Raw genomic sequence first — 16966 nt, 5'->3', positions numbered from 1 at the left:
GCGCTTAATGAGCTAAACTTAAACATATCGAAAAGGAACTTTCAATGCTACCTTAGCACCTACTATTTCACCATTTTCAGCTGTAATATCCGTAAGTACAAGCTGGATTTTTTTCTTTAGCGACTGATTAAACACGGCTATGCGCTCTTCAATAATGGTAGTAGACAGCGAATGGTGATCGACCGACAGAGTCGAAGACTGCGCATAGCCACCTCCATTGTCCGTCACGACGATCGTGATAAAATCTCCATCCTTATCAAAGTATAGATTGATTCTTCCCTTGTCGTTGGCTGGGGCGATACCATGTTCTATCGCGTTTTCGACAAATGGCTGCACAAACATTGGCGGAATGGTATCTATTTCTGGGTTTATGGCATCCGAAAGGTGTATCTCATAATTAAAACTGTCGTTGAGCCTCATTTTATGAATATCCATAAAGTTGGTCAGCATCTTAATCTCATCTTCAAGCACAACAAATTCTTGCCTTGAGTTTTCTAAAGTCTCCCGCATGAGCTTGGCAAACTTTGATAAATAACTGGCAGCTTTATCAGTCTCATTTTTTAGCATAAAGTTTTGAACCGCCAACAGGGCGTTAGAAATAAAATGAGGATTGAGTTGAGATCGAAGAAAGCGCTGCTCTAGCTCCATTTGAGTTTGAGCCCCTTGGAGGCTTTTCTGTTTGATCATAAAATACACTACAGCAGCTATCAAGCCGACCAACATCAATCCGACAAGAATAATCGTATTTTTCTGCTTTAACTCTAAAGCTTGAATAGTAGACTGCTGCGAGAGAGTTGCAATTTCAGCTTCCTTTTTTTCCGTTTCGTATTTGGTTTCAAGCTCTACCAGTTGCTTAGATTTTTCCGAATCCAATATCTCGTTGCTCAATTTTGTAAATTCTTTTTGAGCTTCGTATGCTTTTTCAAATTGGCCCAAATTAGAGTATGCTCTAGCCAAATCATTATAAACTCTATAATAAAGGTCAATTTGACTGGACCTTTGACCTAGTTCGATAGCTTGTAATGCACTCGATACTGCTTCTTTATTCTTGCCTAAGGATAAAAAGTTAAGCGCATTATTGGCATACATAGAGGGCAGATAAAGGTCATGATTAGTGGAAATACTCCTTTCTATAATCTGATTGTTTGTAGTAATTGCTTTTTCAAAATCTCCTGACAAATTGAACATATATGACATGCCTTGCAGCAGTAATAATTCGTAATACGTATCCTTTACTACTTTACACAATTCTAACCCTTCATTGAAATAGACTAAAGCGCTTTCAAAATTGGAACTGTCGCTATGTAAATAACCCAACCACTCTAGAATGCTCAGTTCCCTCCTCTGATCTCCTATCTCTCTTGATATATCAAGCATTTCTTCAAAATCCGATATTTTTAGTTTATTCGGCTGGTGATCATAGTAATAAGTAGAAATATTTAATCTGCTGGTAATGATTAAGCTATTAGCTTCTATTTTTTCCGCGATTTCTAAAGCATTCAAATACAATATCATCGCTGAATCAGTTTTACCCATGTGTTGCAATCCGATACCAATTCCTGCTATCATAGCTCCTAAATGAAGACTATCGTTCGTTGCACGAGCTAATTCAATCCCCTTATTAAAGTAAAAAATACTTGAATCCAACTGACCTGCAGATTGAAACATATAACCAATTTTATTATATAAAAATGGGCATTCATCCGGCAGGTTAAGCCGTTGTGCCTCGCCTAAAGCCTTCTTATAATAAAAGGTGGAACTATCTAATTGGCCTAAGCAGTAGAGCATTTTGCCATAGGAAGAAAGTGAGCTCACTATGATTTTTGAAGATTTGTTCTTTGAAGAAGATATAGCACTGTAGTAGTATCTGGCCATCGAATCATTGCTACATGCGTGTTCATCCATCAATGCGAGCAACACTTCAGTTTTTTTCTCTCCATCTGCTAAAAACAAAGCATACCCCAGGCTATCCAATTTTTCTGATTGTGCATATACCTGCAGGTTTACAAAAAGTAAACCCCAAAACATCAGTGATTTTTGCATAAAATTAGGATTTCAAGTAGAGCTTTCAATAATATACTTTGTTCATTGGCTTTGGAAACATTTGATCAGAAAGATTGCTGCAAAGCCTAAAGAATCTCCTGCAGTTGAGAAATTAGCCTGCTCTTTTATCATACGTACAGCGCTATATATTCTTTGCACCCTATGATAACTGAGCTCATAATTGTTCACTTGACTTTTATTATACTTTTCAGGCACAAGGCCTCTGTGTAGTTCACCCATTACCTAGACTAGTGGATTACTCCAATTCCATTTGAACTCCGCTCATTTTTTAGTAAATTATATGTCCTATTTGGCTATGGACAGGTTGATTCAAGATAATTCATTGAAAACCTACGTCCAATAATGGGCGAGGACCACCAAATCCCACCATCATGAAAGTCATCTTTTACTTCCTTTCATTGCGCCTTCTTTTCTTCTTGTGTTTATCTCTTTTTTCTGCATCTGCTATAGCAAACACCTATACGGTATCTAACAACAACGACAGTGGAACTGGTTCACTACGACAAGCCATCCTTGATGCCAACGCAAATTCAGGTGCGGATCAAATTACCTTTTCAGGTTCGTTCACCATCACTATCGATGCCACTTTGCAACTCACTGACGACGCCACAACCATTGATGCTGGAGCAAACACAATTACGATTCAACCCGGCAACACGATCCACGGTCTAGAAATAACGGGAGCAAATTGCATTGTCAGGGGCTTACATATGCGCGGTTTTTCGGGAACAACCGCTGCTATATACATAAATGGTTCAGGAGCCACTAACAATGAGATATACGGCTGTCGGCTAGGTGTGGCATCCACTGGCAATGCTACTGACGCAGCAAATTTTGTGAGTATTCTCATTGACAATGGTGCTATCGGCACACGGATTGGAGATGGTACTTTAGCAAGCTGTAATGTTATTGGAAACAACAGTTTTGGAATCCGAATAAGAAACAGCTCTACTGGTACGATCATCATGGGCAATTACATTGGGCTCAGCTTGGACGGAGATATGGATCTCGGCAATACTCGAGGAATTGATATTTTCTCGACGGACGATACAGTCATCGGCGGAGCCAGCACTGATATCCCTAATTATATTGGGTTTAATGATACGGGTATATATATACAAAGTGCGTCTTCGGGAACCGAAATAGTGAATAATTATCTGGGATTAGGACCTACAGGGGTGACCAATCGAGGTAATGATTCAGATGCCATCTGGATCCGCTCCGCAAGTCCTAGCACTGAAATCGGAGACGGCACCATAGCTGGTAGAAATTATATCGCCGGCAATGGTGGGTTTGGAATCAACCTCGAAGAGGGTAATAATACCCGCATTATGGGCAACGTTTTTGGACTGGGCACCGATGGCAACACGCCACTAGCCAACAGTCAAAACAATATTCACATTCAAAATCCGTCGGCAAGTACGTTCATCGGAGATGGAACACCCGGAGCTAGAAATATTATTTCTAACACATCTGGAGTTAGTTCACATGGCATTACCATTGGGAGCGGACCAACCTATGTTTATGGCAACTATATAGGCACTAACGAAAACGGTGATCAGGACAGAGGCAATATGACTGCAGGTATCAACATTCAGGGAGGAAGCGGAATCATTGGCGGATCAGGGCTAGGCAATATCATCTCAGGAAACAGCTACGGCATCGGCATTGGTGTAGGCGGCTTTACTATCAATGAAAACTATATTGGGACAAATGCCTCAGGAACCTTGGCCATACCAAATGACAACCAAGGCATTAGATTAAGTGCTGGTACGGGCACTAGTATCACCAACAACCTGATTTCTGGTAATACTTTGGATGGCATATTGGTAGAAGATGTATCCACTACTGGCAACAATATTCACCAAAATAAGATTGGCACTCAAACCGATGGCATCTCCCCATTGGGCAATGGAGGTAATGGTATACTGGTAGAAAGTCAGGCCACAGGCTCCTCCATTATGAGCAACAGCATAGTTTTCAACAGTTCTAATGGGATAGAAATTGGAGAAGTCAGTGTAAGCGGCATCAACAATCACCTACTTACACAAAATTCAATTTACAACAACACGGGAGCAGGCATATTAATCACCAATGGTGCCCAAAATGGAGTCACCCCTCCAGTGATTACATCCACGCTAGACGGATTGATCGTGGGCACCTCTACGGCTGGTGCCAAAATTGAAATTTTCGCAGATTCAGAAAATGAGGGTCAGCAGTATCTGGGCACTACCGATGCGGACGGAAGCGGGGACTGGAGTCATCAAATCTCTGTAGCCAGCATAAGTGCAGGGCTAACTAATATTTCGGCCACCCAAACCGCAAGTAATAACACCTCCCAATTCATAAGTGAGCCGTTGGAGTTATCTTTTATCACCACTTGGACCGCTCCATCCAATGGAGAATTGCTCATCAATAAATTGACAGGCACCTACAACTACAATTTGGTATGGACCAACTTGACTAGTATGGGGGTGGGCGACGGATCTGTGAATGGACAAACGGATAGCTACACCATCACCGGCTTAACCGATGGCCACACCTATGAGCTGAAAATATCGGGGCTATTTCCATGGATGATAGCCAGCCACACTGGGGCAGAATATATACAAACAGTAGAGCAGTGGGGAACCATTGAATGGTCAGACATGACCAATATGCTTGCTGGTAGCACCAACTTGGTAGTTAATGCTACAGATGCTCCAGACTTATCCAATGTCATCAATCTAGATCGGATGTTTTGGAATTGCCCCAACCTAACTGGCGATTTCAATCACTGGGATGTGAGCAACATCACCAGTATGTATGGATTATTTCAGCAGTCTACCATCTTCGATGAAGACCTAAGTGGTTGGGACGTGAGTAGCGTTCAAAACATGAGCAGCATGTTTAGGCACACCGCTTTTGACCAAGATATTTCCGGATGGGAAGTAGACGAGGTGACTGACATGAGTACGATGTTTATGGGCACTCCATTCAATCAAGACATCAGCGGCTGGGAGGTGAGTAAAGTGACCAGCATGAGCTCCATGTTCAGTCAAACCACCCTCTTCAACCAGGACCTGAGCGCCTGGGGCAATAAATTAGGCATGCTCACTCATACGGGCACTATGTTTATAGATGCTGAAGCTTTCGATCAAAGTTTGGCAGCCTGGGATATCGGCAACGTGGACTATATGGTCAATATGCTGACTCGTTCCAATATATCTCAAGCCAACTATGACGCCACATTAATTGCATGGGCAGCATTACCATCGGTCCAACCTGATGTGACGCTAGGTGCGACTGGCTTGACTTATTGTGCTTCAACGAGCGCTCGACAATCCTTGATAGACGATGACAATTGGACCTTCGATGGCGACATATCCAACTGCCCTACGCTCTCCTACGCCTCCGCCATCGATCTGACCAATTATGTATCGCATGACGGATCAAGGTTTAATCTCAATTCTTATGAATCCTCGCCAAGTGATATGGCCTTTAGTGCTGACGGCACCAAAATGTATGTGGTGGGAACGCTCGGAGACGAGGTCAATCAGTTCGATCTCGCCACGCCATTCGAAACCACATCCGGTGTCACTCACGACGGCACTTTTGGTGGGCTTCCCAATCCTTACGGCATCGCATTCAACGCTGATGGTTCCAAAATGTATATACTAACCAGTACCGACATCCTGCAATACAGCTTGAGTGTACCGTTCGATATCAACACCACACCTACCTCAGATGGAAGTGTAAGTATCTCTACCGATGGCACCAACGCGAGAGGTCTCTGTTTTAATCGAGATGGCTCGATGCTTTATGTGGTCAATGAAGGTGATGATGAGGTCAATCAATACACGGTGACCTCTCCCTTCGATCTAACGGGTGGCATTTCATCGGCCACCTCGTTTGATGTATCTGAGCAAAACGACGAACCCCAAGGAATCACCTTCAATCAGGATGGAAGCAAAATATTTATCATTGGGAAGAATGCAGATGCCGTCTATCAATATGTTATGCCTACATCGTTTGACCTGAGCGCTACACCAGTTTACGAAGGCATGCATGAAGTGGTATCGCAACAGTCCAGCCCCACTGGACTGGCCTTCAATCCACAGGGGAGCAAGCTCTACGTCGTTGGGAATTCGTTAGATAATATCAATCAATATACGCTCGGAGACGCCATTCGAGAATTGGATGCTAACGACGGCTCAGTAGCTGGTTCCATCATTATATCTCTGGAAGGCGACACCTTTACGCCAGCTGGAGGTACACTCACCTATAGTACGGATTATACCATCAGTAATGACCTACTTGGACTCACGCCCACTCTATCCATTTCGGCTGATGGCACGCAAGCGTCTCTTACCTTGTCAGGCAATGCTTCCAGTCATGACGACGACGCAACCATCACCGACATCGAGTTTACCTTCGGAAACTCTGCATTCACTAGCAACGACGTATCCAGTATAAACAATGCCACGGCTGCCAACAGTGGTTTTGGCGTTACTTTTTTTCAGAGCGAATACGAAGTCACTACCACAGCTGATGCCGGGCTCGGATCGTTGCGACAAGCCATACTCGATGCTAGAGATGCCTGGCATCCCATCGCCATTACTTTCGACTTAGCTGGTGATGGCTCCGGTACGAGCTGGACAATAAATCCAACTACCGAGATGGATGAAATACGAAACAACAACGGCTACCCCATCAATCTGGATGCAACCACGCAGACAGGTTGGAATCGAACCTTGGATCGTATGATCGTGATTCAGGATGTGGGCGATTTGATTCACGGGATCTCCATCGACGGAGATGACGGACATGAGATCTATGGACTAAAAATCCAAGGATTCGACTATGGCATCTACTCCACTTACTTAGAGTATGTTACTATAGGTGCCTCCGGCAAATCCAATGTTATTAGCGGCAATGGCGCGGGCATCTATTCTGACTACCCAAACAATAACAGCATCTCATACAACTACATTGGTACGGATGTGCTCGGAGCGACTGCAGACCCTAACGATATCGGATTAGATTTTGGGTATAACTATTCTGAATCATACAATAATTACTTCACCAACAACGTCATTTCCGGCAATACTGAAATTGGATTAGCCATAGCCTATTCCGACAATTTTGTGCAAAACAATAAAATCGGAGTAAGTGAAGATGAAAGCACCGCCATCCCTAACGACATCGGTATCTGGGTAGAAGCCAGCGGGTTTATTGAAGACAATGTGATTGCAGGAAACACGCAGGCCGGTATTTGGATGCAAACCACGAGAAACGGTAATGAAATTCATATTCGAAGAAATTATATAGGAAGAAATACTTCGGATACAGCCATCCCTAATGGTAGTGGTATTCTCAGCGAGCACGACGATGGTGATCCACCATCATTTGGCGATGCACCCATTATTGGTGGTGCTTTAAGCGAAGCCAATTACATAGCCTACAACTTAGGTCCCGCTATTGAGCTTGATGGCTCAGCTTATACAGAAATCAAAATCACCAACAACAGCATCTATGAAAATGGAGCTGGTATCGACCTCCTCAATGGAGCAGATGGGGGCGTAGCTCCTCCGATCATCACTGCAGTGAGTGCCACGACCATCTCTGGCACCATCACTGACGATACCGCCGGAAAAATACATATTTATGAGGTGGATCCCGTATCAGGTAACCAAGGGAAAATATTGGTAGATAGCGCTGATGTCAATGATTTTACCTGGTCCGTGGCCAGTCCTCCTACTTACGATCTAGGTAAAATCTACACCGCCACAGCCACCACAGATAGCTATGGAACGACTGAATTTTATCAAGGGCCAACGTTGCTGAACGCTACACAAGTGACGAGCAGTCAATTCATTGCCAACTGGGTCCCAGTGGTGGGTGCTACCGACATATTGGTAGACGTAGATGACAATGAAGACTTTTCCAGCCCGATGATCACTGGGCAGAGTATCGCCACAGGAGGAACAGCCACCGTTTCGACTAGCCTCACCGAGGGCGTTAGATATTATTACAGGCTCCAAGCCAATTTGGGAGGTTCGTACACACCAATATCTAAACCTTCCAGTTTTATGATGGAGTTTGGCAATGCACTGAATTTTGACGGCAGCGATGATGTTGTCAATGTCCCAAATCACTCTTCGCTACAAATTGCTACTACCATTTCACTCATGGCCTGGGTAAAGCGGAGTGACCTCGATAATTTGGATGTGATTCTGGAAAAAGGAGATGATTGGACTGTCGACCAGACTAATTACGGGATGGCTATCCAAAGTCAAGCCGTCAATAATGGTATGTTCTACTTCTACTATGCAGGGGGCTGGTATGGCACTTCTGGGGTTAACGATACCGGTTGGCACCATTATGCGGCGGTGGCGACCGAAGGTGCTACCTCCGTCGATCTTTACATAGATGGGGTGCTACAACCGGTAGAGTACAATAATGGAGCAAGTACGGTTTCACTAAATGAATCAAGTACCGATAATTTGAGCATAGGGGCTCAGACAAGTTCATCAGCCTATTTCTCAAGCGCATCAATTGATGAAGTAAGCATTTGGAATGTAGCACTCAATGGAACCCAAATCAACTCGATGATGAACGCCCTCTTACTCGGTAATGAAACAGATCTTGCGGCCTACTACAAGTTTGATCAAGGTATTGCAGAAGGGGACAATACCTCACCCATATTAAATATGCTTTCTGACCGAAGCCAAAATCAAAATGACGGAACGTTATTCGGATTTACCTTATCAGGTAACGGCTCTAATTGGGTAAGTGCCGATCACGATGAACCGCCAGCGGCACCTACCAACTTACGCGTAGTAGATGTTTCCCCTACTCAGATCGATCTATTCTGGGACGACAACTCTTACAATGAAACGGATTTTCGCATTGAAGTAGCCGATGGATCAGATTACGATTTTGAGGGAGATAATTTAATCATAACCACCGGAGCCAATGCAACCTCAACCGCCAGTTATTCCATCACCTCGGGATTATCATCCGAAAGCAACTACCTGTTCAAGGTACGCGCAACAAATGCTGAAGGTCAATCTCAACAATCTGATTTCAAAGCAGGAACAACTATTACCTACCCAGGCAACGCTCTGAATTTTGAAGGAAGTGGCGAATATGTAGATTTGGATAATCCAGATTTTACAACCTTAAACGCTCTGACTGTGGAGACTTGGATAAAGCCCAGTCATATCGCTACATATGATGAAGGCGAAGAAACAGTAACACTAATTGGAAAAGGGTCAACAGGTGGAGCGGGTACCACAACGTTCGCATTGGTAATGGAAGGTGAATCTGTCGACAACGAAGAATTATTTGCTTTGGTAGACAATGGAAGCTCTCTAGCAGTGGCTCGGTTCGACAATAGCAATGGCTTTAATTTTGAAGAAGACGAATGGAGGCATGTAGCTTTCACCTGGTCTGATGGCAACTCGGTGAGACTTTATGTAGATGGAGTAGAGGTAGCCGCATCCTCCACACTATCAGGACCTTTAAACGGTGTTTCTGAAAACCTATTACTGGGAACGAGCACTGATGTAAATGAAATTGGATACGCAGGAAGTATAGATGAAGTACGCATCTGGACTATAGAAAGAACACCTGGTGAAATTCAATCCAACATGTCCAACCCACTGACGGGTACCGAATCCGGACTCATGGCCTACTACCGCTTCGATCAAGGCGATGCCAACGAAGACAACACCACTCCTATGATTGATCTACTTCCTGACAGAAGTACCAATAGAAATAACGGTACACTCATGGATTTTGCCCTGACTGGGAACAACTCCAATTGGGTTGCCTCTAGCGTTGGATTTGATCCTTATACTGTGATCAATACCAATGACGATGGTGTGGGCTCACTACGCTGGGCCATAGAAAATGCCAATGCCAGTACCTCCAAGGAAACTATCTCTTTTAATATTACTGAAAGTTCCCCATGGGATATTGTTCTTGAGTCCTTCTTACCTACGATAAATAACTCCAATGATGTCGGTGTGATCATTGATGCTACTACCCAGCCTGGTTGGACATTTGGTGATGCCAATGCGATGATCATATTGGATGGAGCTACAAATGCCATCAACGGAAATGGATTAACTATAGAAGAACCAAATGTAGAGATCTACGGCCTTGCCATTGATGGCTTCTTTAGGGGGATCAGGTACAATGATGGATCGAACAATTTGATCATAGGCGGACCTGGAAAGGGAAATATAATAAAAGGCTCCACTTCAAGCGGAATTATAAGTGCTGGAACTGCCGATAATATGATCATACAGGGCAACTATATCGGGCTTGACTACGATGGGTTATCTACAGACCCGAATCTAGGTACAGGAATTTACGCATCTGGTGATAATATCCTCATTGGAGGAAACAGCATCGATGGGGAAGGCAATGTAATCTCAGGGAATGGAACAAGTGGTGCACTTTATGGGATTTCAATTGAAGAAGGTGATAATGTGCAGATCTATGGCAACTTGCTTGGTACTGACAAAAACGGCGAAAATGATCTGGGCAATCTTCGGGGTATTCGAGTAAGAATTGGTGTAACCAATGCGCGGATTGGTGGTCAAGGTACTGGACAAGGCAATGTCATAGCTGGAACAAATAGCGCCTTTAGTGTGCATCTGGAGTATGGAACAGGGACAATAGTAGATAGTAATATTATTGGATTGAATTCCTCCGGTACAGTAGTCATACCTAATTTAGGCAATGGCATAGACGTAGATAATTCAGTTGGGGCCGGCAATATCATTCGAAATAATACGATCTCTGGCAGCACACTCAACGGAATTTCAGTGACAAACGCTACCACAGATCTGCAGATCACTAACAATTTCATTGGCACTTCTTCATCCGGTACAGGAGGGGCCAGCTACGGTAATCAAGACCATGGGATTTCCTTCAATAACAGTAGTGGCACAGACAATACCACCCAACGCATAAGTATCCATAACAATGTGATTTCTGGAAACGGTGGCAATGGTATTCATTTTGATGCGGCGTGCGCAAATTTCGTTTTAACAGACAATAGCATTGGAGTTGAAACAAACGGAATGACTGCTTTGGGTAATTTAGGTAGTGGAATTGAGCTAAGTAGCACTACCACCAATATAGAATTAGGCGGCAGTAGTCAAGAAAATATTATTGCAAACAATACTTTGGACGGAATAAGGTTCGAAGGATTATCTCAGCAGACTAGTGGTACCATTCTTGGCATCAACAGCTATTTCTGCAATGATCAAAATGCTATCAATTTCACAAATACTCCTGCAGTAACGGAACCAATCATCTCCTCAGTAACAGCTGAAGGCGTGAGCGGCACAACCACCGCATTCAACGGCTCGACTGTTGATGTCTATCAAATAAACACCGGCTGCGCCGACAATCAAGGGGCTGTATATATAGGCGAATCCACGGTATTCGATGGAAACTGGAACTACAACATGCCAGTAGACCCGAGCCAAACCTATGTAGCAACCGTCACAGATGTAAACAACGGTATTTCAGAATTCTCAGCTTCTGCCACCGCCTCTCTTGTAAATGGAGTCATCGAATCAGACTACGATGCGTTGGTCGCACTCTACAACGCGGCTGATGGAGAAAACTGGATAACCAATACCCATTGGCTCTCGGCTGAAGACGTAAGTGATTGGTACGGGGTCACGGTGGTCGGTACGACTGTAACTGCCATCGATTTATGTGAGAATGAACTAGACGGCATCATACCTGACGACCTCATAGATCTAGGGAGTTTAACCAGCCTACTACTTACTGGGAATCAATTGACAGTTATTCCTGATCTTTCATCCATGCCTAATTTGAGTATTTTAAATGTTGCCGAGAATCAAATGGATTTTGAGGACATTTTACCTAATGTAGGCATTTCAACTTATCAATACGCTCCACAAAGTGAACTCATGGGACTTACTGATTTGAACCTTGCACAGTGTGAGGATCTAGATGTATCACTCAGCACGAATGGAACTGGCAATAGTTTTCAATGGATAAAAGATGATGAATCAATAAGCGGGCAAACGTCTGAAAATCTTTTCATTTCTGATATAAAACCTGAAGATGAGGGTACGTACAAGATCCAAGTCACCAATAGCGAAGCTCCAGATCTTACCCTAACATCTGTCTCGTTCGAGCTAACCATAGAAGCCTTTATACCTACTATTACAGAAGTGACCACTGTATTTGCAGTCACAGAATTGGCCGCGAGTGAAGGAGACAGCTATCAATGGTATGAAGATGGAGGTGCAATCAATGGAGAAACCACTTCTTCACTTTTCCTGACTCATGAATATTCCACAAGCCCTGCCTATACAGTAGAAGTAACATTGAATGGATGCACTGGTGTTTCAGAACCTTACCTCAGAGCTATTCTTTCCACTCCTACTCAGACAAGCAAAAAGTTTGAAGTGTTTCCAAATCCAACATCTGGCCAACTTATTATTAAATTAAATGAGTCAAATTCTCTACCCATAGATCTTAGGTTTTTTAACATTACGGGAGTGGAATTGTTCAGTATAAATGGAGTTAACAATCAATCCATAGATCTATCACATCTCAATAAGGGCGTCTATTTTATTCAATCGAATGTTGAGACAGAAGTTATTAGAATAGTGAAACAGTAAGAGACAAAATTCATCTAACTATTCAATGACGACAGGAAAATCCTGTCCTCGAGAATAGGTTACAGGATACTGGGGTTTGCCTTTGTATTGTGTCGAATATTCCGGCACCTGCGAGTCTATATAGGCTTTCAGTTCATAGATAGTTACTTTTCCATCTTTTGGTGCACCGTCTGCTTTACCACTCAAAGCCTCAAGCAACACATAAGTAAATAGTCCATGTCCTAACTCGGCAAACTCTGTGGCAAACTGTTCGCTGCCCGATGCCGCCAGCACGTGCACACCCGAACTCCGAGACAATTGTGCCATAGCTTTTTCTTCACTCGCGCCACGCACGGCTAGTAATTCAGTAGATCCACCGGATTGACAAGCATCCAAAACAACAAGTTGCTTTAAAGCACTGATCTTAGCAAACTTCTCTTGTAGAGTAGCCGCATTCACGGCTTCATTGGTCAATAGATCAAAATCATATAGCCGGATATTTTCTGTAGGGATAAAGTAAAAATTACCCTCCACCATGCTACCATGTCCTGCGTAATAGAAAAAGAAAACATCCTGTGGTCGGGCATTCTCTGCTATCTCATCCAACATAGCTAGCATATTTTCTTTGGTGGCCTCCTCGTTGAATAGGGAATAAACTTGAGTTTTGTTGAACAATTTTTTGCCTTTGGTTTTTACCAATTTTAAAAATGCTTCGGCATCCTCTAAGGCATAGTTTAAATCCAATTGTGGATTCTTGTATTTATTTATACCAATGGCCATCACATGACAAGTAATATCCTCATGAATGCCATCCGCAAAGATTTCTCGTTGTGCCAACTCAGACTCTATACGCTCTTCGCTAAATGCAGAAATCGCAATGACGTTTTTGCCTGGCACCAACTGGACTGGATAATGATGAAAAACTGACTTTCCAGGTTTAGGCTTCATCCTGGCCATTCGATCATGACCTGGCAACCTCTTTCCGTTGTGAAGCAGTTTTACTTCATCCATTCCTCCACCCTCATCGGTGATTTTTACCATTACATCAATCTCATTTTTTGTTAAGTGCTCACCTGAACTAGGAGAAATAATTTCGACCCGAGGTGGTGGGGAGTTTTTCAATTTAGATTTAATGTTGATGTTTTCGTTCAGTAAACCTCCTGCCTTCAAAGACTCACCCAAAATTCCAGGCTGATAGAAGTCTTCAAAGAATTGATCCAAAGAGTAACTTTTCAAGCCTCGAACAAAAAAAATATTCTCCTTAGCTTTCTCAGTAGCATCAAAGTAACCATTGCGATTGGCCACCAGCCAATCTCCATTAGTAAGTAGTATGTGAGATATCATCTCATCTCCAGTCTGCACATCCCAGATTCTTGTTGTACCGTCTAGGCTATGCGTAATCAGATGTTTGCCGTTATGAATAAAGTCGGCAGAAGTGATAGCATCGGTATGTCCCTGAAAAGTCCTGATCACTTCACCAGTCTCAACGCTCCAAAGCCTGGCCATTCGATCCGAACCAGCAGTTACAATTTGTTTGCCATCGTCATGAAATTCTGAGGTAAAAATCTGTCCTTCGTGACCCACGAATTTTTGCGTGCTAAGCCCTGATGCTATATCCCAGAGTTTTGCTTTGCCATCCCAGCTAGTGGTAAGCATTTGATTGTTTTTGATTTGAATATCAGACACAATTTCAGTGTGCCCAATAAAGGTTCTTGCAGGCTCGCCACTATCTATCTCTATCAATTTCAATTCCTTCCCTAAACTCCCAACTGCCAGATAAAGATCATTTAGCGCAAAAGACAAGGCGTATGGAGAATTCTGATCCATTCGATACACCTTCAGCTCTGACCCACTTTCTATATCCCAGAGCCTGGCTGTAGCATCCCAACTACCAGACACCAGGTACTTTCCATTCTTACTCAAGGCCAATTCAAAAATCAATTCACGATGGCCGGCAAAAGTCTTTACTAATTGGCCACTAGCCACTTCCCACATTTTGATCGTTTTGTCACCACTCCCTGTGAAAAGATACTTGTCATCCTGAGAGAATTCTAAGCAGATAATTCCATTGTCGTGCCCATCAAAAGAGCGTACCACTCGGCCCTTATTCAAATCCCAAAGCTGAGCAGATTTACCCACAGCCTTAACCACATAGTTTTCATCAGGGGACACTCTAATTCCTTCTTTGAAACTGACATAGCGGCTTATGTTATATTGCCAATAAGACTCGGGATCGAGCCCTAAACCATTGTCAGCAGCCTCATTTAGAAAACCTTTCAACTCTTTGACAAGTTTTCCGCTTTGAACATTCCAAACTCTGGTCACCTTATCATTGGTCGCAGTAGTTACAAATCGCCCATCAGGACTCAGGGTAGCAGCATTGATCTCAGTATCTGGGATAAGAATTTTTCTTATCAGTTTACCAGAAGTATTCCAGAGCTTCACGGTATCCTCATCTGATACAAAAAGGGTACTACCCTTCATTCCTACTGCATTATATTCTTCACCATCTCCATTAAACTCCTTGACGATTTTACCAGATTTCCAATCCCACAGCGTGACTGGACCACGGCGACTCGCAGATAAAAGTTTAGCCCCCTTTTCGTCCAATTGGATAAAACTAGGACACCCTCCACAAGAGCTTGGGCTTATGTTTCGCAAGGTATCTTGAGGAACGTCAGAGTCAAGGTTGTAAATAATAATCTTGCCATCATCGTTTCCTGTAATTAGGCCTTTATCATCTTTCGTGAACGACACTTGCACGCCTACACCTATTCCGGTTGCCGGATTACCTTTGAACTCCCTGAGCTTTTCGCCTGACTTGACATCCCATACATAAACCAAACGATCCCAGCCGCCTGAGGCCAGTTGGGTGCCATCGGAATTAAAACTCAAAGACGAAACTCGTCTGCTGTGGCCTTCAATTTTTTTTTGGATTTTGCCTGTAAAAACTTCCCATATAATGATACTATTGTCTGAGGAGCCACTAGCCATCCATCGGCCACTTGGGTCAAATGCGACTATATTGACTGGGTTTAAGTGACCCAAAAAAGTTCTGATTTCTCTACTAGTAGACACCTCCCAAAGCTTGATACTGTTGTCTCGGCTGCCTGTAGCAATAAATTTTCCATCGGGGCTATAAGCCACAGAGCGGACAGCTGCCCGGTGTCCTCTTTGGATCACGGTTTCAAGGGGGTATTCCTGAGGGATGGCAGGAAGAGCAATTATGAATAGAGCAAAAACAACGAATATCTTTCTCAAGGATCTGGATTTAAATGTCACATTTGGAAGAATCGAACAGAATCATCTTCCACCTTCATTAAAATTGGGCTAAAATTAGTTCTATCATATTAGAAATTGGCTAAATCCAAATTCAAATAGAATAAAAAAGGTCTAACAGGAAAAATGATTTTTTTTTAAATTCACTCATCGAAAAGTTTATCTCGAAAAAAAATCTAATTAGTATTTTGCGGCAAAATGAGTGAAGAGAAGAAGTATAGAGCAATTTATATCGACGACGATAAGATATTGCTCACCGTGATGACCGCGTATGCCCAGCATACCAAGCATGTAGACCTAATAGGGTGCTACTTGAACCCAATAGAAGGAATTCAGGCCATAGATGAACTGAAACCAGAGATTCTTTTTTTGGATGTGCAAATGAAGGAGGCAGATGCTTTCGCTACGATAGCAGCCTTAGAGCATAATCCTATAATTATTATCGTATCCTCTCATTGGGAAACTGAAGATGAGCTCATAGCCGCAGGTGCATCTTGTTTTCTCTCCAAACCGCTAAAGGGGCCTGACCAGATAGATGCAGCTGTAGAAAAGGCATTGGCCTTTAATGCTTCTACAGACAGAAAAACAAAAAAGACTGTAAAACTAGACTCCAATCAGGAAGTGCTACCTGATTTGTATAGAGAAAATACTACAAAAGAAGAATTTGAACAGAATGAATCCTGGGCCAGTTTTATTACCAAATTTGATAAAATGTATCCTAATTTTTTTGAAAGCTTAAAGGGTGATTTTGAGACTCTAACACCTACTCAGCTCCGGGTCTGTGCTTACGCTAAAGTTGGGATTAAGCTAAAAAATATGAGCACTAATATGGATCAAACGCTCGAATCTATTGAGTCCAGCATCTCTATCATAAAAGAAAAACTACACATCGAACCTGAGGACGACCTCAGGGATTACTTAAGTATTTACAATTAAAAAAGACCCGGTGTCCCCGGGTCTTTTTGGTTCTACTTGAAAAGGTT

Annotated in this window: 4 protein-coding genes; 2 read left to right on the top strand and 2 right to left on the bottom strand. The window is 43.0% G+C overall.

Annotated elements, in window-relative coordinates; all coding sequences use genetic code 11:
* Nucleotides 1-18 precede the first annotated feature (18 nt).
* A complete protein-coding gene (locus ACO6S2_RS05790) occupies nt 19-2043 on the bottom strand; it encodes a histidine kinase (protein WP_422361568.1) in 2025 nt (674 codons plus the stop codon).
* Nucleotides 2044-2435: 392 nt separating this feature from the next.
* Between ACO6S2_RS05790 and ACO6S2_RS05785 the strand changes: the two genes are divergently transcribed.
* A complete protein-coding gene (locus ACO6S2_RS05785; RefSeq protein ID WP_422361567.1) occupies nt 2436-12725 on the top strand; it encodes a BspA family leucine-rich repeat surface protein in 10290 nt (3429 codons plus the stop codon).
* An 18-nt stretch (nt 12726-12743) separates the two neighbouring features.
* On the opposite strand, the gene ACO6S2_RS05780 is transcribed toward ACO6S2_RS05785, so the two are convergent.
* On the bottom strand, nt 12744-15965 hold the full coding sequence (locus tag ACO6S2_RS05780; RefSeq protein WP_422361566.1) for a caspase family protein: 3222 nt from the start codon (nt 15963-15965) through the stop codon (nt 12744-12746).
* Between the two features lie 216 nt (nt 15966-16181).
* Here ACO6S2_RS05780 and ACO6S2_RS05775 point away from each other — a divergent pair, with 216 nt between their 5' ends.
* Nucleotides 16182-16919 carry a LytR/AlgR family response regulator transcription factor gene (locus tag ACO6S2_RS05775; RefSeq protein WP_422361565.1) on the top strand — a complete coding sequence of 246 codons (738 nt, stop codon included), beginning with the start codon at nt 16182-16184 and terminating at the stop codon, nt 16917-16919.
* Nucleotides 16920-16966 lie beyond the last annotated feature (47 nt).

This window comes from Reichenbachiella sp. (assembly GCF_965233835.1).
GTDB lineage: Bacteria > Bacteroidota > Bacteroidia > Cytophagales > Cyclobacteriaceae > Reichenbachiella.
This window is presented reverse-complemented; position numbering and strand designations above follow the sequence as displayed.

What these genes read in the sequence shown, in the direction of transcription:
- ACO6S2_RS05785 (WP_422361567.1), top strand. Translation starts at nt 2,436, where the DNA reads ATGAAAGTCATCTTTTACTTCCTTTCATTGCGCCTTCTTTTCTTCTTG.
- ACO6S2_RS05775 (WP_422361565.1), top strand. Translation starts at nt 16,182, where the DNA reads ATGAGTGAAGAGAAGAAGTATAGAGCAATTTATATCGACGACGATAAG.
- ACO6S2_RS05790 (WP_422361568.1), bottom strand. Translation starts at nt 2,043, where the DNA reads ATGCAAAAATCACTGATGTTTTGGGGTTTACTTTTTGTAAACCTGCAG.